Annotated in this window: 22 protein-coding genes; 10 read left to right on the top strand and 12 right to left on the bottom strand. The window is 61.4% G+C overall.

The features are described 5' to 3' along the window. Positions 1-149: 149 nt before the first annotated feature. Positions 150-1,166 (bottom strand): DUF4917 family protein, encoded by a 1,017-nt coding sequence (locus HYE77_RS01605; RefSeq protein WP_003212103.1) that lies wholly within the window; start codon positions 1,164-1,166, stop codon positions 150-152. A 127-nt stretch (positions 1,167-1,293) separates the two neighbouring features. Here HYE77_RS01605 and yiaY point away from each other — a divergent pair, with 127 nt between their 5' ends. Next, positions 1,294-2,442, top strand: coding sequence for an L-threonine dehydrogenase (gene yiaY / locus HYE77_RS01610; protein WP_177068313.1), 1,149 nt, complete (start codon positions 1,294-1,296; stop codon positions 2,440-2,442). Here yiaY and HYE77_RS01615 read toward each other — a convergent pair. Then, a complete protein-coding gene (locus HYE77_RS01615) occupies positions 2,409-3,596 on the bottom strand; it encodes an MFS transporter (protein WP_177068314.1) in 1,188 nt (395 codons plus the stop codon). The two genes, yiaY and HYE77_RS01615, sit on opposite strands and share 34 nt — an antisense overlap. Before the next feature lie 115 nt (positions 3,597-3,711). Here HYE77_RS01615 and HYE77_RS01620 point away from each other — a divergent pair, with 115 nt between their 5' ends. The 5 genes from HYE77_RS01620 to HYE77_RS01640 all read left to right on the top strand — a co-directional run bounded on the left by HYE77_RS01620 (position 3,712) and on the right by HYE77_RS01640 (position 9,075). Next, on the top strand, positions 3,712-4,386 hold the full coding sequence (locus HYE77_RS01620) for an NAD(P)H-binding protein (RefSeq protein ID WP_003212096.1): 675 nt from the start codon (positions 3,712-3,714) through the stop codon (positions 4,384-4,386). Next, positions 4,387-5,298 carry a LysR family transcriptional regulator gene (locus HYE77_RS01625; RefSeq protein ID WP_003212094.1) on the top strand — a complete coding sequence of 304 codons (912 nt, stop codon included), beginning with the start codon at positions 4,387-4,389 and terminating at the stop codon, positions 5,296-5,298. It begins immediately after the preceding gene. Positions 5,299-5,555: 257 nt separating this feature from the next. Beyond that, positions 5,556-6,749: a CaiB/BaiF CoA-transferase family protein gene (locus HYE77_RS01630; protein ID WP_087692626.1), complete on the top strand. Its 1,194-nt coding sequence runs from the start codon at positions 5,556-5,558 to the stop codon at positions 6,747-6,749. Next, on the top strand, positions 6,746-7,684 hold the full coding sequence (locus tag HYE77_RS01635) for a hydroxymethylglutaryl-CoA lyase (RefSeq protein ID WP_177068315.1): 939 nt from the start codon (positions 6,746-6,748) through the stop codon (positions 7,682-7,684). Before HYE77_RS01630 ends, HYE77_RS01635 begins: the two co-directional genes overlap by 4 nt. 59 nt (positions 7,685-7,743) lie before the next feature. Further along, a complete protein-coding gene (locus tag HYE77_RS01640; RefSeq protein WP_177068316.1) occupies positions 7,744-9,075 on the top strand; it encodes an MFS transporter in 1,332 nt (443 codons plus the stop codon). Here the strand turns inward: HYE77_RS01640 and HYE77_RS01645 are convergent, their stop codons facing one another. Beyond that, positions 9,076-9,564, bottom strand: a complete 489-nt coding sequence (locus tag HYE77_RS01645; protein WP_003212086.1) for a DMT family transporter — start codon at positions 9,562-9,564, stop codon at positions 9,076-9,078. A 68-nt stretch (positions 9,565-9,632) separates the two neighbouring features. Here HYE77_RS01645 and HYE77_RS01650 point away from each other — a divergent pair, with 68 nt between their 5' ends. Continuing rightward, positions 9,633-10,550, top strand: a complete 918-nt coding sequence (locus tag HYE77_RS01650) for a LysR family transcriptional regulator (protein ID WP_008437802.1) — start codon at positions 9,633-9,635, stop codon at positions 10,548-10,550. Positions 10,551-10,556: 6 nt separating this feature from the next. On the opposite strand, the gene HYE77_RS01655 is transcribed toward HYE77_RS01650, so the two are convergent. Continuing rightward, positions 10,557-10,841 (bottom strand): type II toxin-antitoxin system RelE/ParE family toxin, encoded by a 285-nt coding sequence (locus HYE77_RS01655; RefSeq protein WP_008437803.1) that lies wholly within the window; start codon positions 10,839-10,841, stop codon positions 10,557-10,559. After that, on the bottom strand, positions 10,831-11,070 hold the full coding sequence (locus tag HYE77_RS01660) for a CopG family ribbon-helix-helix protein (RefSeq protein ID WP_008437804.1): 240 nt from the start codon (positions 11,068-11,070) through the stop codon (positions 10,831-10,833). Before HYE77_RS01660 ends, HYE77_RS01655 begins: the two co-directional genes overlap by 11 nt. 209 nt (positions 11,071-11,279) lie before the next feature. Between HYE77_RS01660 and HYE77_RS01665 the strand changes: the two genes are divergently transcribed. Next, the gene (locus tag HYE77_RS01665; RefSeq protein ID WP_003212082.1) at positions 11,280-11,807 is read left to right on the top strand and encodes a DUF4142 domain-containing protein; all 528 of its coding nucleotides are present in this window, start codon (positions 11,280-11,282) and stop codon (positions 11,805-11,807) included. Positions 11,808-11,862: 55 nt separating this feature from the next. On the opposite strand, the gene HYE77_RS01670 is transcribed toward HYE77_RS01665, so the two are convergent. The 6 genes from HYE77_RS01670 to HYE77_RS01695 form a co-directional block, all read right to left on the bottom strand. Continuing rightward, entirely contained in the window at positions 11,863-12,288 is a 426-nt protein-coding gene (locus tag HYE77_RS01670; protein WP_003212079.1) for a low affinity iron permease family protein, read from the bottom strand. A 110-nt stretch (positions 12,289-12,398) separates the two neighbouring features. After that, the gene (locus tag HYE77_RS01675; RefSeq protein WP_177068317.1) at positions 12,399-12,881 is read right to left on the bottom strand and encodes a methylated-DNA--[protein]-cysteine S-methyltransferase; all 483 of its coding nucleotides are present in this window, start codon (positions 12,879-12,881) and stop codon (positions 12,399-12,401) included. A gap of 89 nt (positions 12,882-12,970) precedes the next feature. Then, positions 12,971-13,303 carry a hypothetical protein gene (locus HYE77_RS01680; protein WP_003212076.1) on the bottom strand — a complete coding sequence of 111 codons (333 nt, stop codon included), beginning with the start codon at positions 13,301-13,303 and terminating at the stop codon, positions 12,971-12,973. A 22-nt stretch (positions 13,304-13,325) separates the two neighbouring features. Beyond that, complete coding sequence (locus HYE77_RS01685; protein WP_177068318.1) at positions 13,326-13,736, bottom strand: type II toxin-antitoxin system HicB family antitoxin; 411 nt, start codon at positions 13,734-13,736, stop codon at positions 13,326-13,328. 23 nt (positions 13,737-13,759) lie between these two features. Continuing rightward, complete coding sequence (locus HYE77_RS01690; protein WP_003189411.1) at positions 13,760-13,942, bottom strand: type II toxin-antitoxin system HicA family toxin; 183 nt, start codon at positions 13,940-13,942, stop codon at positions 13,760-13,762. A 171-nt stretch (positions 13,943-14,113) separates the two neighbouring features. Further along, entirely contained in the window at positions 14,114-15,022 is a 909-nt protein-coding gene (locus HYE77_RS01695; protein ID WP_087692622.1) for a LysR family transcriptional regulator, read from the bottom strand. A gap of 95 nt (positions 15,023-15,117) precedes the next feature. On the opposite strand from HYE77_RS01695, the gene HYE77_RS01700 reads away from it, so the two are divergent. Both HYE77_RS01700 and HYE77_RS01705 read left to right on the top strand, forming a co-directional pair. Then, positions 15,118-16,281, top strand: coding sequence for an MFS transporter (locus tag HYE77_RS01700; RefSeq protein WP_177068319.1), 1,164 nt, complete (start codon positions 15,118-15,120; stop codon positions 16,279-16,281). Then, positions 16,278-17,468, top strand: coding sequence for an MFS transporter (locus HYE77_RS01705; RefSeq protein ID WP_177068320.1), 1,191 nt, complete (start codon positions 16,278-16,280; stop codon positions 17,466-17,468). Before HYE77_RS01700 ends, HYE77_RS01705 begins: the two co-directional genes overlap by 4 nt. Here the strand turns inward: HYE77_RS01705 and HYE77_RS01710 are convergent. Continuing rightward, on the bottom strand, positions 17,461-17,769 hold the full coding sequence (locus HYE77_RS01710) for an addiction module antidote protein (protein WP_003212064.1): 309 nt from the start codon (positions 17,767-17,769) through the stop codon (positions 17,461-17,463). The genes HYE77_RS01705 and HYE77_RS01710 overlap by 8 nt on opposite strands.

Genomic DNA, 17,769 nt, shown 5'->3' on the forward strand with positions numbered 1-17,769 from the left:
GGCACCGAGTGGTGGGGCAAAGCGTTTTTTGGTTACTTTTTTAGGCGTTTGTAAAAAAGTGACCCGCTGTAAGAGCGGAACCATAAGTGGCCGTTACCGCAGCAACGGATATGTACACCCCACCCCACCCCACCTCACCCCAACTACCATCACCGCTCCACCGGCACCGAAAGCCCCGAATTCCCAAGCGCATGACTACGCGCATCAAAAAACCGCAACTCCACCTCCATCCCCTCAAACAACTCCGCAAAACGCCGCTTCTGCTGCTGGATAAACCCCGCACTGCGGCCAAACACCGAAATCGCCAACGTGCTGATCTTCGCCTGTCGAATCGCCTGCACCAGATGCACATCCTGCGCGCCGAGGTGATGCCCAAAGATGCATAGCCCACCTTCATGGCCCAACAACTGCTCATAACAGAACGACAAATAGTCAGAACTGCGAATGGTCTTCAGCTTCTCCTCAACCTTGCCCTCGCTGACAAACAACGGCACATCATCCAGCGTCTTGATCGTGTTGTTGATCGCAAAACTGCTAAGCAACGTGCTGTCAGTGGTCGGCAATTTACGCGCCGTACCATCAAGGTTACGCACCAGGTGCAGGCCACCATGCAGATACAAAATGCGCGTGGTGTCGCAAGCAGTATTACGCAGGTCAAAGCTCGCATCGGCACTGCGAAACAGATCGTCGATGCCCGGCGCATGCAGGATCGCCCAGTAGTTGAGCAGGTCGTAATTGCTGGTGAACACCGTCGGGTAACTCGCCAGCTCCTGATGGAGGGTCGCCAGTGTCGACGGCTTCACCAGGCGCCACGGAATATGCACGCTGTGGATCGTATTGATCAGCGCTTCCTTGATCGCGTAATAGCGATTACGCGGCGCAGCCGAGCTGACCGCCAGGGCCTTGTTGACCCGGCTGGTGGTTTTCAGTGCACCCAGCACCTGCTCGAAGCTGCGGGTCTGCATCGCGTCAAACACGCTGAGTTCGGACTGGCTCAGGGGTTTTTCTTCCACGGTGCGGGCGTTTTCGAACAGTGAGTCGTAGGCAAAATCTTCCCACACTGCGCGGCTGGCGCCGTTGCCGATCAGGATCCCGCTGATGGCGGTACTGCTGCGCAAGGCGTTCCAGTCTTCTAGGTGGGCATCAAAATCCTGGGAATCCTTCATTGCGGCGGGTCTACTCGAAATCGGCTGGGCGGTGACTTTATCACGAGCGGGCGTTGATCCTGGTCAAGATGCCGCAGGCAATCGAGGTCGATGCTGTAGGCATAACGACTTTAAAGGATTAGCCACCATGAGCAGCACCTTCTTCATTCCCGCCGTCAACATCATGGGCCTCGACTGCCTCGACGAAGCCATGACCGCGATTCGCAACTACGGTTTTCGCAGGGCGCTGATCGTCACTGACGCCGGGATGGCCAAGGCAGGTGTGGCCAGCATGATCGCCGAGAAGCTTGCGATGCAAGACATCGACTCGGTGATCTATGACGGCGCCAAGCCCAACCCGAACGTCGAGAACGTCGAAAAAGGCCTGGCGCTGCTGCAACAGAGTGCCTGTGATTTCGTGGTGTCACTGGGCGGTGGCTCACCCCATGACTGTGCCAAGGGCATTGCCCTGTGTGCGACCAACGGCGGGCACATCGGCGACTACGAAGGCGTCGATCAGTCGGCCAAACCGCAACTGCCGCTGGTGGCCATCAACACCACCGCCGGCACGGCCAGCGAAATGACCCGCTTCTGCATCATCACCGACGAAACCCGCCACGTGAAAATGGCCATCGTCGACCGCAACGTCACGCCGCTGCTGTCGGTCAACGACCCGGCGCTGATGGTCGGCATGCCCAAGGGCCTGACTGCCGCCACCGGCATGGACGCGCTCACCCACGCAATCGAAGCCTACGTGTCCACTGCCGCCAACCCGATCACCGATGCCTGCGCGATCAAGGCCATCGAGCTGATCAGCGCCAACCTGCGGATTGCGGTGCGCGACGGTAAAGACCTGGCCGCCCGGGAGAACATGGCCTACGCGCAGTTCCTCGCCGGTATGGCCTTCAACAACGCGTCCCTGGGGTTCGTGCACGCCATGGCGCACCAGTTGGGCGGGCTGTATGACTTGCCTCACGGCGTGTGCAATGCGGTGCTGTTGCCCCATGTGCAAAGCTTCAACGCCAGCGTCAGCGCCGAGCGCCTGAGCCATGTGGCACGGGCCCTTGGCGCAGATATCAAGGGTACGTCGGTGGAAGAGGGCGCCCAGGCGGCCATCGCGGCGATTCGCAGCCTGTCCCAGGATGTGGAAATTCCTGCCGGGTTGCGGGAGCTGGGCGCCAAGTTGCAGGACATCCCGCTGCTGGCGTCCAACGCCCTGAAGGACGCCTGCGGCCTGACCAACCCACGGCGGGCGGATCAGCGTCAGATTGAAGAGATCTTCCGCAGCGCGTTCTGATCAGTCCTGGCCATGGCGACGCACAGCAGTGCGCCGCCCGCCAGCGTCACGCATAACACCGCCAACGGCCAGGCCTGCTGACTCGCCAGCAGGCTGGCCACGCCACCGATCGCCGCAGCCATCAACTGATGCATAAAGCCGCTCAAGGCCATGGCGTAGGAGCCGCTCACCGGTGATTCATCATTGGCCAGGGACAGGCTGATGGGATAACTCATCGATTGGCCGAACACCGCCAGGCAATACGGCAGCCACAGCAGGATCGCCAGCCCATTGGCAAACAGGCTGCCCAGCAACATCGTCGCGCTGCCGCACATCACCAACGCCACGCCCCAACTCATCATCGACAGGCGCCCGGTGCGGGCGACGAGGCGATTGACCATCAACGCCCCCGCCAGATACGCCCCGCTGATCGGCCAGCCGAGCCAGCCATATTGCGCCGCGCTCCACTCGAAATGGCCCTGCAAAATCAACGGTGCGCAGGTATTGAACGCGATGATCACCCCGTAACCCAAACCGCCCGCCAACGCAGGCCGCAGGAACGCCGGATGACGCAGGATCGTGCCGTAGATGCGCCAGGCCGAGACGTGCCCGGCGGCTTTTTCCAGTGTTGCAAACACCACCCGTTGCAGCGCAATCATCAGGCCGACAGCCGCGACCGCCAGCCCATAAAAGATCGCCTCCCAACCAAACGCCACTTGCAACAGCGAGCCCACAAACTGCCCGATGCCCAGGGCGATCACGAACGTCTTGCCCAGCCACGACAAACCTTTGGCCAACAGGGCACCGCTGAAGCTGTCACGAACCAGCACCCGCGCCATCACCGACACACCGCCCGCACCGAGGCCTTGAACCAGGCGCAGGCCGAGGAACGATTCGAGGCTGTAGGCGGACGGAATCGCCGCACTGGCCAGCGCATACAACGCCAACGCTGCCAGCAACACCGGCTTTCTACCCAGGCGCTCACCGAGGCTGCCCCAGAGCAGCATCGGCAACGCCATGCCGATCAAGTACACCGCCAGGGCCAGTGCCACCTGGTCCTCTGCAGCGGTCAATGACAAGGCAATCGCCGGCACGGCGGGCAGATAACTGCTGATGCCAACCTGGGACAAAAAGGCCGCGCTGCAGGCAATGGCGAGGGTCGTGGTGCTTTTCAAGGGGCAAAAGATCCTGTTGAGCAGTAAGCTGCAAGCCGCAAGCTACAAGTTGCCAGTGGGTTTGTCTCTACCTTGCAGCCTGAAGCTAACCGCTTGTCGCTTAGGAACCAACCTTATGAGAGTTCTATTATTCGGCGCCACCGGCATGGTCGGCCAAGGCGTGTTGCGCGAGTGCCTGCTGGCCAGTGACGTGCAGGAAGTCGTCGCCGTCGGCCGTACCGCGCTGACCCAGGAACACGGCAAGCTGCATCAAGTGCTGCATGCCGACATGTTTGATTTCCAGCCCCTGGAGCATCTGCTGCAAGGTTTTGACGCCTGCTTCTTTTGCCTGGGCGTGTCCTCGGTGGGCATGGATGAAGCCAAGTACACCCATTTGAGCTACGACTTGACGCTGGTGGCCGCCAGCACCCTGGCGCGGCTTAACCCGCAGATGACCTTCATCTACGTGTCCGGCGCCGGGACTGACAGCAGCGAAACCGGCAAAACCATGTGGGCACGGATCAAGGGCAAGACCGAGAATGCGTTGCTGCGCCTGCCGTTCAAGGCGGTGTACCTGTTCCGTCCCGGGGTGATCCAGCCGTTGCACGGTGTGCGCTCGAAAACCCCGCTCTACCAGTCCATCTACACCGTGGCCGGCCCGTTGTTGTCGCTGCTGCGCCATGTGCGACCGGCCTGGGTGGTGAGCACTGAAACCGTTGGCCGCGCGATGCTCTCGGCCGTCCGGCACGGCGCACCTCTGCCGGTGGTGGAGCAGGCCGATATCAATCGCCTGGCCACCGAGCGCGCCTAGATGCTGCACAAAAGCCTGGTTCGCCGCCTTGACCTGATCACCCTGCAATTGTTTGTGGCAGTGCATGAGGAAGGCACGCTGACCCGCGCCGCCGCCCGTGAAGCCATCGCGGTCTCCGCGGCCAGCAAGCGCTTGATGGAGCTGGAACAGGTGCTGGGCGTCAGCCTGTTTGTGCGCCAGGCCAAGGGCATGCAGCTCACGGCTGCCGGCGAGACCTTGCTGCACCATGCACGGCAGATGCTGTTCAATGTCGAGAAGATGGGCCTGGAGCTGGGCGAACACAGTCACGGCGTGCGCGGTTATGTGCGGATGCTGGCGAACCTCTCGGCAATCATTCAGTTCCTGCCCGAAGACTTGCGCGACTTTTCCGCGCTGCATCCACAGGTGAAGGCCGACCTGGAAGAGCGGCCCAGCAACGGCGTGGTCCAGGGTGTGATTGACGGCGTTGCGGACCTGGGCATCTGTTCCAGCGACACCGATACCAAAGGCCTGCCCGGTGTGACCTATCGCCGGGACAAACTGGTGGTGCTGATGCCGGCGGATTACCCGTTGGCCTCGCGCAAGACCCTGACGTTCGCCGAGACGCTGGACAGCGACTACGTGGGGCTGCATTCCGCCAGTTCGATCAACATGCGCACCCATGCGGCGGCGCGGGAGGCGGGCAAGGTGCTGCGCTTGCGGATCCATGTGCCGGGCTTCGATGCCATGTGCCGGATGGTCCAGGCCAACATGGGCATCGGCATCCTGCCGCAAAAAGCCTATGAACTGTTTGGCCGGGCGTTGGGCTTGCACGCGGTGCCGCTGACGGATGCCTGGTCGGACCGCAGCCTGATCCTGGTGGTGCGTGACGAGGCGCAGCTGTCGCCGGTGAGCCGGTTGTTGTTCGATTACCTGCGGCGGGAGCAGGCGTAAGCAAACCCTGTGGCGAGGGCCCTTGCTGTGGCGAGGGAGCTTGCTGTGGCGAGGGAGCTTGCTCCCGCTGGGGCGCGAAGCGGCCCCAAAATCCAGGGAGCGCTACGCACTCCAGCGGGAGCAAGCTCCCTCGCCACAACCAGTCCTTACTCAAGCGTTCGCATTTGGCGAACGCTCGTTGCCAACTGACGGTTGGATTTCTACTGCCTGCGTCCTCTAGCCTTGGCCCCACATTCCAAGAACAAGAGGTACACCCCATGACGGCTCCCCTGAGCGGTATCAAGGTGATCGAGATCGGCACCCTGATTGCCGCGCCCTTCGCCGCCCGGCTGATGGCCGAGTTTGGCGCCGAGGTGATCAAGATCGAAGCCATGGGGCAGGGCGATCCGCTTCGCAAATGGCGAAAGCTTCACGAAGGTACGTCGCTGTGGTGGTACCTGCAATCGCGTAACAAAAAGTCCCTGGCCCTGGACCTCAAGTCGGCAGAAGGCCTGGACCTGGTCAAGCAATTGCTGGGCGATGCCGACGTGCTGATCGAAAACCTGCGCCCCGGCGGCCTGGAAAAACTCGGCCTGGGCTGGGACGTGCTGCACGCCCTCAACCCCAAGCTGACCCTGGTGCGCATCTCCGGCTACGGCCAGACCGGCCCTTACCGCGACCGCCCGGGCTTCGGTGCCATCGGCGAGGCCATGGGCGGGATTCGCTACACCACCGGCAACCCGGATTCACCACCGGCGCGGGTCGGCGTGAGCCTCGGTGATTCCCTGGCGTCGCTGCACGGTGTGATCGGCGCGCTGATGTCGCTGCTGCGGGTCAAGACCGGCCAGGGCGACGGCCAGATTGTCGACGTGTCCCTGGCCGAAAGCGTGTTCAACCTGATGGAAAGCCTGGTGCCGGAATACGACATGCTCGGCCATGTGCGCGAACGCAGCGGCGGCGCCTTGCCCGGCATCGCACCGTCCAACACCTACCTGACCGCCGATGGCGCCTATGTGGTGATCGCCGGCAACAGCGACCCGATCTACAAGCGCCTGATGCTCGCCATCGGCCGCGCCGACCTGGCCGAAGCGCCGGAGTTTGCCCACAACGATGGCCGCGCTGCCAAGAGCGGCCTGCTGGACGCCGCCATCACCCACTGGACCAGCAGCCTGCCCATCGACCAGGTGCTCAGTGCCCTGGAAGCCGCCGAAGTACCGGCGGGGCGCATCTATTCAGTGGCCGATATCGTCGCCGATCCGCACTACCAGGCCCGCGACATGCTGCTCAGCGCCGACCTGCCCGGCGGCCTCACGGTGAAGATGCCCGGTATCGTGCCCAAACTGTCGGAAACCCCCGGCGCGGTGAATTGGCAGGGCCCGAGCCTGGGCCAGCACACTGATTCAATCCTCGGCGACCTGGGCCTGAGCGGCGCCGATATTCAACGCCTGAAATCCTCGGGAGTGGTGCAATGAAAAACTATTCCGATGCCCTGGTCGTGCAGGAAGTCTCACCCCGTGACGGCCTGCAAATCGAGCCGACCTGGGTCGAGACTGTCGACAAGATCGCGTTGATCGATCAACTGTCCATGGCCGGGTTTTCCCGGATCGAAGCCGGCTCGTTCGTGTCGCCCAAGGCCATCCCTGCGTTGCGCGATGGTGAACAGGTTTTCCAGGGCATCACCCGTCATCCCGGGGTTATCTACGTGGCGTTGATCCCCAACCTCAAGGGCGCCCAGCGTGCCATCGAGTCCCGGGCCGATGAGTTGAACCTGGTGATGTCCGCCAGCCAGACCCACAACCTGGCGAATATGCGCATGCGTTGCGAGGCATCGTTGGCCGCATTCGGCGATATCGTGAGCTTTGCTGCCGAGCACCCGGTGCGCCTCAACGGCAGCATCGCTACCACTTTTGGTTGCCCGTTCGAGGGCAAGATCGATGAGGACCGCGTGCTGCAATTGGTCGACGCCTACCGCGAGCTGGGCATCCAGGGCATCAGCCTGGCCGACACCACCGGCATGGCCAATCCGCGTCAGGTCGAGCGCCTGGTCAAGCGTGTGCTCGAATGTGTTCCGGCGAGCGACCTGACCCTGCATTTCCACAACACCCGCGGCCTGGGTTTGTGCAATGTGCTGGCCGCCTACGAGGCCGGTGCGCGACGGTTTGATGCGGCATTGGGCGGCCTCGGCGGTTGCCCGTTTGCGCCCGGCGCGTCGGGCAATATCTGCACTGAAGACCTGGTCAACCTGTGTGATGAAGTCGGGATCCACACCGGCATCGACCTGCCGCACCTGCTGAAAATGTCGCGGCAACTGCCGGCCTTGCTGGGCCATGAGTTGCCGGGCCAGGTGGCCAAGGCCGGGCGCAATTGCGACCTGCATCCGCCACCGGCCTACATCGCCACCTTGTAAGCCGTAACCAGACAACAAAAACAATCGGACGCCTGCGAGCAGTCCGCTGGAGAGAATCGATGAGCCTTAATACGTTGGAGGCCGGCGTGCGCCCGGCCGCTGAACACGATGCCGAAAAAGCCCTGGTCAGCAAGGTCGCCTGGCGCCTGATGCCGCTGATCATGGTCTGCTATCTGTTCGCGTTTTTTGACCGCATCAACATCAGCTTCGCCAAGTTCCAGCTACAGGCCGACCTGAGCCTGAGTGACACTGCCTATGGTCTCGGCGCCGGGCTGTTTGTGGTGGGCTATGTGATCTTTGAAGTGCCGAGCAACATGATGCTGTACAAGGTCGGCGCCCGCCGCTGGATCGCTCGCATCATGATGTCGTGGGGGCTGGCGACGGCCGCTATGGTGTTCGTCACGGCCGAATGGCAGTTCTACGGCCTGCGTTTCATCATCGGTGCGATGGAGGCCGGGTTTGCCCCGGGCGTGCTGTATTACCTGACGTTGTGGTTCCCGCAGCACTACCGTGGGCGTATCACCTCGATGCTGTTCTTGGCGTCGGCGTTTGCCGGGCTGGTGGGCGCGCCGTTCTCCGGGCTGGTGCTGGAACACCTCGACGGTGTGCTGCAAATGCGCGGCTGGCACTGGTTGTTCTTGCTCGGTGGCTTGCCCTGTGTGGGCCTGGGGTTCCTGGTGCTCAAGCTGCTCAAGGATCGTATCGAGGATGCCCACTGGCTGACCCCGTCGGAGAAGACGTTGCTGGCCAGTCGCATTGCCGTGCATGAACCCCACAAGAGCGGTGGCTCGTTGCTGGCTGCATTGCGTATCCCAGGCTTCCTGATGCTGGGTTTTATCTACTTCCTGATCCAGGTGGCGTCCTACGGGTTGAACTTCTGGACGCCGCAACTGATCCGCAGCGCCGGCACCCAGAGCCCGGTGATGATCGGCTTGCTGACGGCGATTCCCTACGTCTGCGGCGCCATCAGCATGGTGGTGATCGGACGCTTGTCCGACGCCACCGGCGAACGTCGCAAGTTCGTCAGCGGCCTGGTGGCGCTGGGGGCGGTGGGGTTCTTCTGTGCCGGGATCTTTGCCGATCACACCACGTTCCTGATCGTCGCCCTGAGCTTGCTGGGCGCCGGGATCATCGCTTCGATCCCGACGTTCTGGACGCTGCCGCCGAAGTTGTTGGCCGGTGCCGGCGCGGGCGCTGCTGGCGGGATCGCGGTGATCAACACGTTGGGCCAGTTCGGCGGCATCGTCAGCCCGGTGATGGTCGGCCGGATCAAGGACCTCACTGGCAGCACCACGCCGGCGCTGTATGTCATCGGCGTGTGTGCGTTGCTGGCGGCGGCGCTGTTGCTGTGGGGCTTGCCTCAGAAGCTGCGCACCCTCGACAAGCGCTGATCAGCCGGCGGTCACCAGCGAGCGGGTGGGTGCGGCACTGAATTGAATCAGGGCCACACCGCCAATCAACATCAGCGCCCCGATCAACCGGGGCGCGGTCAATTGGCGTTCCACCAGCCCGAACAAGCCGAAGTGGTCCAGCATCAACGAGGCGACGATTTGCCCGGCCATCGCCAGGGCGATAAACCCCGAGGCGCCGAGCTTGGGCATCAGGATCAACGCCAGCGAAATGAAGCACACGCCGAACGCGCCGCCGCTCCACATCCACAGCGGCGCCTTGGTGATAAAACCCAGGTTGGGCAGCGGCAGGCGCAGGGCCAGGATCACCGGCAGCAGCACGATGATGCTCACCAGCAGCGAGGCCAGGGTGGCCCACAGCGGATGCCCCAGGCCGCGTCCCAGGTTGGCGTTTATCGCGCTTTGAAACGGCACCACTGCCCCGGCAAACGCGGCCAACAGCAACAAACCTACCCAATGCAACGTCGTCATGATCAATATCCCAGAGGTTTTGCTGGACTCTAGGCTATTCGTCGCGCAAATTTAAATTCCAAGTTCTTATGCAGAACATGCAGCTGATGAATGATCTACGACGCATCGACCTTAACCTGCTGGTGATCCTTGACGCCTTGCTCAGCGAGCAACACGTGACCCGTGCCGCCGAGCGCCTGCACCTGAGCCAGCCGGCGGTGAGCCACGCGCTGGCGCGGTTGCGGGACTTGCTCGGAGACGCGTTGCTGGTGCGCCAGGGCAGCTCGCTGGTGCCCACTGCTCGTGCTCTGGAACTGGCCATGCCGCTGGCGGAAGCGCTGGCCCAGGTACAGGCGCTGCTGGAGCCCAATCGTTTTGATCCGGCGTCGGCCAAGCGCACCTTCCGGGTCGCCATGTCGGACTACAGTGCGGCGATTTTCTTGCCGGGGCTGGTGCGCACCTTGCGCCGGGAAGCGCCGGGGATTGATTTGCAGATTATCCAGGCCAGTCGCGAAGGCATGCTTGACGGTGTGCTCAATGGCGATATCGACCTGGCGGCCGGGGTGTTTCCCGACATGCCTGCCGAGCTGCGCAGCACGCCGCTGTTTGAAGAGCATTACGTGTGCCTGGTGGACCGCGACAGCCTGCCGGCAAGCGGTGTACTCGACCTGCCCACCTATCTGGCGCGGCCCCACGTATTGCTGGAAATGCGTGGCAGCGGCACCCCGGAAATCGAACGGGCGCTGACGGCGATTCGTGAGCGCCGGCACGTGTCTATCAGCTTGCCTCATTGGGGTGTTGCGCCGCAGTTGATCCAGGGCACGGACCTGATTCTTACCGTGTCGTCTCGCGGGCTGCTGAACATTGATCACGAACAGTTGTTGGCGGTGCCGCCGCCGTTTCACATTCCGTCGTTTGCGTTTGTGCTGGCGTGGCATTCGCGGCGGGGTGGGGACGCGGCGTTGCAGTGGTTGAATGGGCAGGTGCAGGTTGTGATACAGGGTTGATCGGCGTTACCAACTGTTCGGTGGTTGGCGCCGTGTGTGAAATATTCGAAGAACCTGTAACCGTCCCTCGCGAATACGATATGGCACGAGATAGGGCCAGCGTGGCATCACCCACTCACGTGTACCAGGAACGCGTCCTTCTCGACCCATCGCCGGAAACTCAGCAACATGCTCAAGCCCCGTCCGGATGGCCTGAACAAACTCATAAGCCGCTTTGGGGTTTTCCTGGGCGATGAAAGCTGCTTCATCATCAAGATTTTTGAGTGCTGCCTTCAGCCACTCAACGCGCATTGGCACGCCATTTGTTTGCCACTGCGTCTACTTCGGCGGCAGTTGCAAAGTCACCCGCATCGGCTTCTTTCAACGCCTTTTGAATTTCCTCGATTTGCCATGCTTCACGCGTCAGGTATTCGCGTAACGCATCGACGGCGAGGAACGATTTGCTGCGCCCGGTGGCCTTGGCAAGGCTGGCGAGTGTTTCGGAGATGTCTTCAGGTAGACGTAATGACATGACCGACATAAGTGCCTCGATGTAGTGATGTGTAATACAACATACTACATTGTCACCGTTGCATCGTTGTGTCCCGTTCGTCAGGACTGCTCCTCAGTAAGCCCTGACGACCGTTCGTCGCACTAACAAGTTTTTTCTAAACCTTTGCCGCCCTGAAAATTCAGATTCAGAGCGGGGCTCGTTTCCCTGCACCTGTTTATTACCTGGAGGAACCCATCATGAGCCGCATGGCTATCCGGTTACGCACCGCCAGTTTCGCGATGCTGCTGGGCCTCGGCGCCAGCAATGCTTTCGCCCAGTCGCCTGCCGATTTCATCGAGCAGGCTTCGGCCAAGGGCATGGCCGATATCGAGACCAGCCGCATGGCACACGCCAAGACTTCGTCCCAGGAGATCAAGGACTACACCATCGAAGTCATCAATGAACGCACCCTGGCCAATCAGCACCTGGCGGCCATCGCCAAGAAGCTCGACTTGCCGGTGGCCCCACGGGACAAGATTGTCGACAAGGCCGAATCGCTGATGCCCGAGCTCAAGGACGGCGACTCCTTTGACGCCGCCTACACCGCCCAGCAGATCAAGGCCAACGAAGACGCGATCGCCTTGTTCAAGCAGGAGGGCGCCGAGTCCGATATCCCGGAAATAAAGGCTTTGGTGGATGAGACCTTGCCCAAGTTGGAAGAGCGCCTGGAGAAAGCCCGGGCGCTGGCGTCGACGTACGGTAAGGGTCACCAGGGCGACGGTTGATTGCCTTGAGTACCCCATGAAAAACGGTGGCTGGAGTGATCCAGCCGCCGTTTTTTTATGCCTGGTTCAGGTCCGTCTTGGACCGGCCATTGTCATCCGTTGTTTCGGTAACCAGCGTCGTCACAGTGATGGTTTCACTGTCGCCGATGGTCTTGTATTCCTTGCGCAGTTTCTCCAGTTCCTTGCGGTCCAGGCCGTCCAGGCTCAATACGGCGTTTTGTGCATCCTTGGTGGCGCGCAGCAACTCGTCAATCTTGATATGCAAAATGTCGTTGTCGCGGTTTTGCGTGTTCTGGATCAGGAACACCATCAGGAAGGTGATGATGGTGGTGGAGGTGTTGATGATCAGCTGCCACGTGTCGTTGTAGTGGAAATAAGGCCCGCTCAGACTCCACAGGAGGATCAATCCCACCGCCGCGTAGAACGTGCGGGCGCTGCCTGCCCAGCGGGACAGGGATTGTGAGATGGCGGAGAATTTCATGACCGTTTTCCTATAAGGGTGGGTGATGAAAATACTGACCGCAGGCGCGCTCTGAAATTTCTTTTTACAATTGAGGATCTGAACAAAGTTGTACGTTTTCCTGCTGGGGGTCAGCCGTGATCCTCCAGCGCCAGCAGATACTGCTTGGCCTCAAGCCCGCCGGCGAACCCGGTCAAGCCACCCGACGCACCAATCACCCGATGGCACGGCGCAACAATCGAAATCGGATTGCGCCCGTTGGCGGCGCCGACGGCACGCACGGCCTTGGGGTTGCCTATCTGCGCAGCGATCTGGCTGTAGCTGCGGGTCTCTCCGAACGGGATGGTCAACAGCGCCTGCCAGACTTTCTTCTGGAAGTCGGTGCCGGCGAAGTCCAGTTCCAGCTCGAAACGATTGCGGGCACCGGCGAAGTACTCCTTCAACTGTCGCTCGGTCTCCAGCAGTATTGGGCTGTTGCTGGCTTCTTGCAGGGTACCCAGGCGAACGCGATTGGGCCGCTCTTTTTCCCAGAGAATGGCGGTGAGTTTTCCGTCACGGGCCACGAGGGTGAGTTGGCCGACGGGGGAGGGCATGTATTTGTATTCGTAGGACATGGTCGGGCTCCTTGAGTGGGTATGGCTCTACTGTAGATAGGCCGGCCCAGGGTGGAACTACGTTTCTTGCGGTCGAATTCGCGAACGACTTAGAAGTTCCAGTAAACCCAATCGGCGTAATACGGATACCAATAAAACCACGAGAACCAGTACAGCGCCTTGAGTACCGATGCCGTGCCAATGACAAAAAATGAAGCGATGTTGAGCAGCGTGATGATCACGGCAAATACGGTTACACGCCGACTGGCATGCAGTTGGGCAAACCGGGCGCCATAAACGGAGGCCGTGATGGACGCCAGCACCAACACGAGTCCCAGCGCAAAGGGCAGCCTGAGGAACGAGAGCAGCAGAGGAGCGATCAGCACCCAGCCCAGTACCTTGCGCAGTACGGGGCTGGGCGTGCGGTGTGAGGGAGGGAGCATTGCGCGGTTCCTTGAAGTGCTGTTACCGGTCCTGTTGCAATACCTTGAGGGCAGCAGACGCAAGAAAGCCCGAACGGCTTTTTTCTTCCGGATGATGCAGGACGTATTCGTCAATGCGGTTCAGCAGGTAGCCGGGCAACGTGATATTGAGTTTCTGTGCCTTGCCCAGGTACTTGGTCACATCAATATCCACCACCGCCCACGTACAGCCGGCATATTGCGGGTTGGCGGCATGGAGGGTGACTTTCTGTGCTGTAGGAATGGGCGCACCGTCTTCTGCGAGGATCTCGAAGTGGCCTTCGATCGCTTCGCGAGCCATGGCCATGGCGTCGTCCAGATCATCTCCAGCTGAGAAGCAACCGGGAATGTCCGGGACTTCCACACCCCAGGCATGGTCCTCGTCACCGGTTAAAATTGCGATTGGGTACAGCATGTTTGTTGTCCTCCACGAACGTGTTAGCTGAGCAGAGCTTGTTTCAAAATGCTCTTTGCGGTCTTGTCCAGCAGGTCCTTTTTAGGATGGGGAATCGTCACGAGCCCCGGCTTTGTCGGGTGCTTGAAATGATGATGGCTGCCTCTGATTCGCACCAGATACCAGCCATCCGCAACGATGTGACCTATCAAATATCGGCTGTCCACAGCACCTCCTTGTGGTGTGTGTTGGTGGAGACTATAACTACTGAAAATAAATTATCAACACTCTACCTACCAGCGGTCGATGACCGGTGTTTCTGTAGGGCGTGTATGTAGTGTATGAGCGCATGGGGACGGTGCCCGGCGGAGGTATTGCGAGGTTTTTCGAGAGAACAATCAGGCTTTCTGACGAGCCTGCAGCAACTCATCAATTACCGTGAGAAATGCCGTGACCATCAAGCTGCTTGCGCCGCTACGCGTAAGAACGAGCAGCCGTGCATACGCTTCCGCGTCCACCAACGGCCGATACGTCACGCCCTTGTTCATCAAACTCTGCGTACATTCCGGCACCAGCGCCACACCTTGTCCCGCCGCCACCAGTGCAATGATCGAGGTAATTTGCCGTCCCGACGGCCCGGCCCTCAGTGGCAAACCTTTGTGCCGATAAAGCTGCTCAATGGACTGGTTAAGCCCCGAGCCATAATCGGCTGGGAACAGAATCAACGGGTACCCACTCAACTGCGCCAGGCTGACCTCGGCCTGGTTGGCCAACGGGCTGTCGCTGGACACCGCCGCCACCAGCCGCTCCTCACCCAACGACAACGCTTGCACCTCAGTCTGACCGTCCTGGGGCAGTAACCGGCTCAAGCCGATATCCAGGCGGCCATCAGCCACCTGTGCGCCCAGGCTGCCGGAGGCGCATTCCACCAGCGTCAGTTGCACATCGGGAAAGCGTTGGGCGAAGGCTTGAATCGCCTGGCTGAACAAGTCCGACAGGGCTATCGAACTGACGTAACCCAGCGCCAGCTGCCCGGCGGCACCCGCCGCCAGTTTGCCCGCGATGACTTCAGCGAGGTCGACCTGCTCCAGCACCGCCCGTGCGTAGGGCAGGAACGCGCGCCCCTGGGGAGTGAGCGAAACCGTGCGACTGGTGCGGTCGAACAGGCGAAATCCCAGCTCAGTCTCCAGCGCGGAAATCTGCCGGGTCAACGGCGGCTGGGCCAGGTGCAGGCGAATGGCCGCTCGGCCGAAGTGCAATTCTTCGGCGACGGTCAGAAAGTAACGCAGCTTGCGTAGGTCGAGCATCCTGGCCCCAGGGTATTGATCGGTTCAAAATCGGTATTGGTCTCGGGTGTGCGGGTCATTCTATAAAGGCCTCAGATAATAAAACGAGAGGTTTCATGAAACCGCGCCTGCATTGTGCCCGTCTTGCCCTGTTCCTGTGTGGCTGCGCGGCGTTTCTCAACCTCTACGCCACCCAGAGCATTTTGCAGAACCTTGCCGCCAGCTTTGAAGTGAGCGCCAGGGCGGCCGGTTGGAGCATTACCGTCACCACCTTGGCGGTAGCGCTGACCGCGCCCTTTGTCAGCCGCCTGACCGGGCGTTTTGAGCAACGCACGGTGATCTCGGCGGCCGCGCTGTTGCTGGCGTTGCCGGCTTTGATGACTGCCTATGCCAGCAGCTTTGCCGAACTGCTGGTGTGGCGCTTTATCGAAGGCATGCTGATCCCCGTGGTGTTCGCCACCAGCGTGGCCTACATCGGTGATCGCTGGCGCGGCGGCACCGTCACCGAAGTCACCAGCCTCTATGTGGCCGGCACCGTGCTCGGCGGGTTTGCCGGGCGCTTCGTCACCGGTGTGATGACCGAGTACGTCGGCTGGCGTGAAGCCTTCGAGCTGTTGGCAGTGTTGAGCCTGATGGTGGGCGGGTTTATCCAGTTCCTGCTGCCGGGCAATCCACCCCGAATTGCGCGACCTTCAACCACCTGGGCCGATGTGCTCGGCACGCCGCTGCTGGCAGCCTACGCCGTAGGATTTTGCGTGCTGTTCTCCCAAGTGGCGACGTTTACCTACGCTGGCCTTTACCTCAGCCAAGCCCCGTTCGACCTTGGCCCGGCGGCGCTGGGCACGATCTATATGGTGTTCCTGCTGGCCCTGGTAGTCATTCCCGTTGCCGGGCGCCTGAGCAAATCCCGCCCGCAATCCGAACTGCTGACGGCGGCTGCGGTGCTTGGCGTTTGTGGCTCGGGCCTGACCTTGCTGCCATCCCTGTGGTGCATCGTATGGGGCCTGGCCCTCAGCTCTACGGGCGTGTTCCTCGCCCAGGCCGCCGCCAGCGCCTTCACCACCGCCACCGCCCGCCACAACAAGGCCGGCGCCGTGGGCCTGTACCTCACCTGCTATTACCTGGGCGGCAGCTTCGGCGCCATCGTCCCGGCGCTGATCTGGGGGCGTTGGGGTTGGGTGGGGTGTGTGGCGCTGATCATCGGTTTCCAGCTACTGTCGTTGCTGATCGCCCTGGCGGGCTGGAAGCCCCTCCAACCTGAACTGAGCAAGACCTCATGAACGATGCCGTTGCCCTGCCGGTACCCGAGACTTCCGCCCGTCGCCGCTCGTTGATCGCCGGCTGCAGCGCCCACGCGATTCACGATGGCCTGACCGATGTGATCTACGTGCTGCTGCCGATCTGGCAAGCGCAGTTCGGCATGACCTACGCCCAGGTCGGCCTGCTGCGCGGTGCCTATTCCGGGATGATGGCGGTGTTTCAGTTGATGGCCAGTCGTGCCGCCAAACGCTGGGGACGCACGCCGATGCTGGTGGGCGGCACGGCGCTTGCCGGTGTTGCTTATCTGTTGGTGGGACAGGCGACCGGGTTGGGCATGTTGTTGCTGGCGCTGCTGTTGGGCGGGCTGGGGGCGAGTACCCAGCATCCGCTGGCTTCTTCGATGATCACCGACACCTACGAGAGCGGTGGTGGGGTCAAGGAAGCGCTGTCTCAATACAACTTCTCCGGGGACATTGGCAAAACCCTGGTTCCCGGGCTGGTCGGCCTGTTGCTGACCGTCATCAGCTGGCGCGCGAGCGTCACGCTTCTTGGAATGCTGGGATTGGCCGCGGCGGGGTTGCTGTGGTGGCTGATCCCAACGCAGGCAGCGGCGCCCACTTCCGGGAAAACCGCCAGGACACTGGTAGGAAGCGGCTCCGTCAGCGGCCTGCGTGCGCTGATCGTCACGGGCACACTCGACAGTGCCGTGCGCATGGGCTTTCTCACGTTTCTGCCCTTTCTTCTGCAAGCTAAAGGCGCCGGCACTGCGGGCATCGGTCTCGCGCTGACCATGCTGTTTATCGGCGGCGCCTTTGGCAAATTGCTCTGCGGCTACCTCGGCGCACGCATCGGCATGATGAAAACCGTGTGGCTGACGGAGAGCAGCACGGCGGTGTTGATCGTTGCGGCGGTGTACCTGCCGTTGAGCGGGTTGATGGTGATGTTGCCGGTGTTGGGGCTGGCATTGAATGGCACGTCGTCGGTGCTTTACGGCGCGGTCCCGGACCTGGCCGGCGCGGGTAAACGCGAGCAGGCGTTTGCCGTGTTCTACACCGGCACCATCGGCGGTGGCGCGTTGGCGCCGGTTCTTTTTGGCGGGCTGGGGGACTTGATGGGCGTGCCGGTGGCGGTGATGGTGCTGGCCGGGATGTTGTTGCTGACGTTGCCGTTGGCGTGGGTGGTGCAGCGGGGCTGCTCACTCAAATAATCGAATGATTGGCGACATGCCCCGGCTGTGCTTGCAGATCGATACCCAGTGCGTGAAGCACCTTGAGTACCGTTTCGAAGCGGGGCTTTGCTCCAGGGGCAAATGCCTTGTACAGACTCTCACGGCCCATGCCGGTATCGGTCGCGACCCGCGCCATCCCGCGAGCTTTGGCCACGTACCCGACGGCCCTGAGGAACTCCTCGTTATCGCCGTCGGCCAGAACTTGAGAAAGGTATTCGCTGATGGCTTCATCACTGTCGAGCAGTGCCGCCATATCAAATGTCGTCAGTGTTTGGCTCAT

This window comes from Pseudomonas sp. IPO3774 (genome assembly GCF_013386835.1).
Taxonomy (GTDB): Bacteria; Pseudomonadota; Gammaproteobacteria; order Pseudomonadales; family Pseudomonadaceae; genus Aquipseudomonas.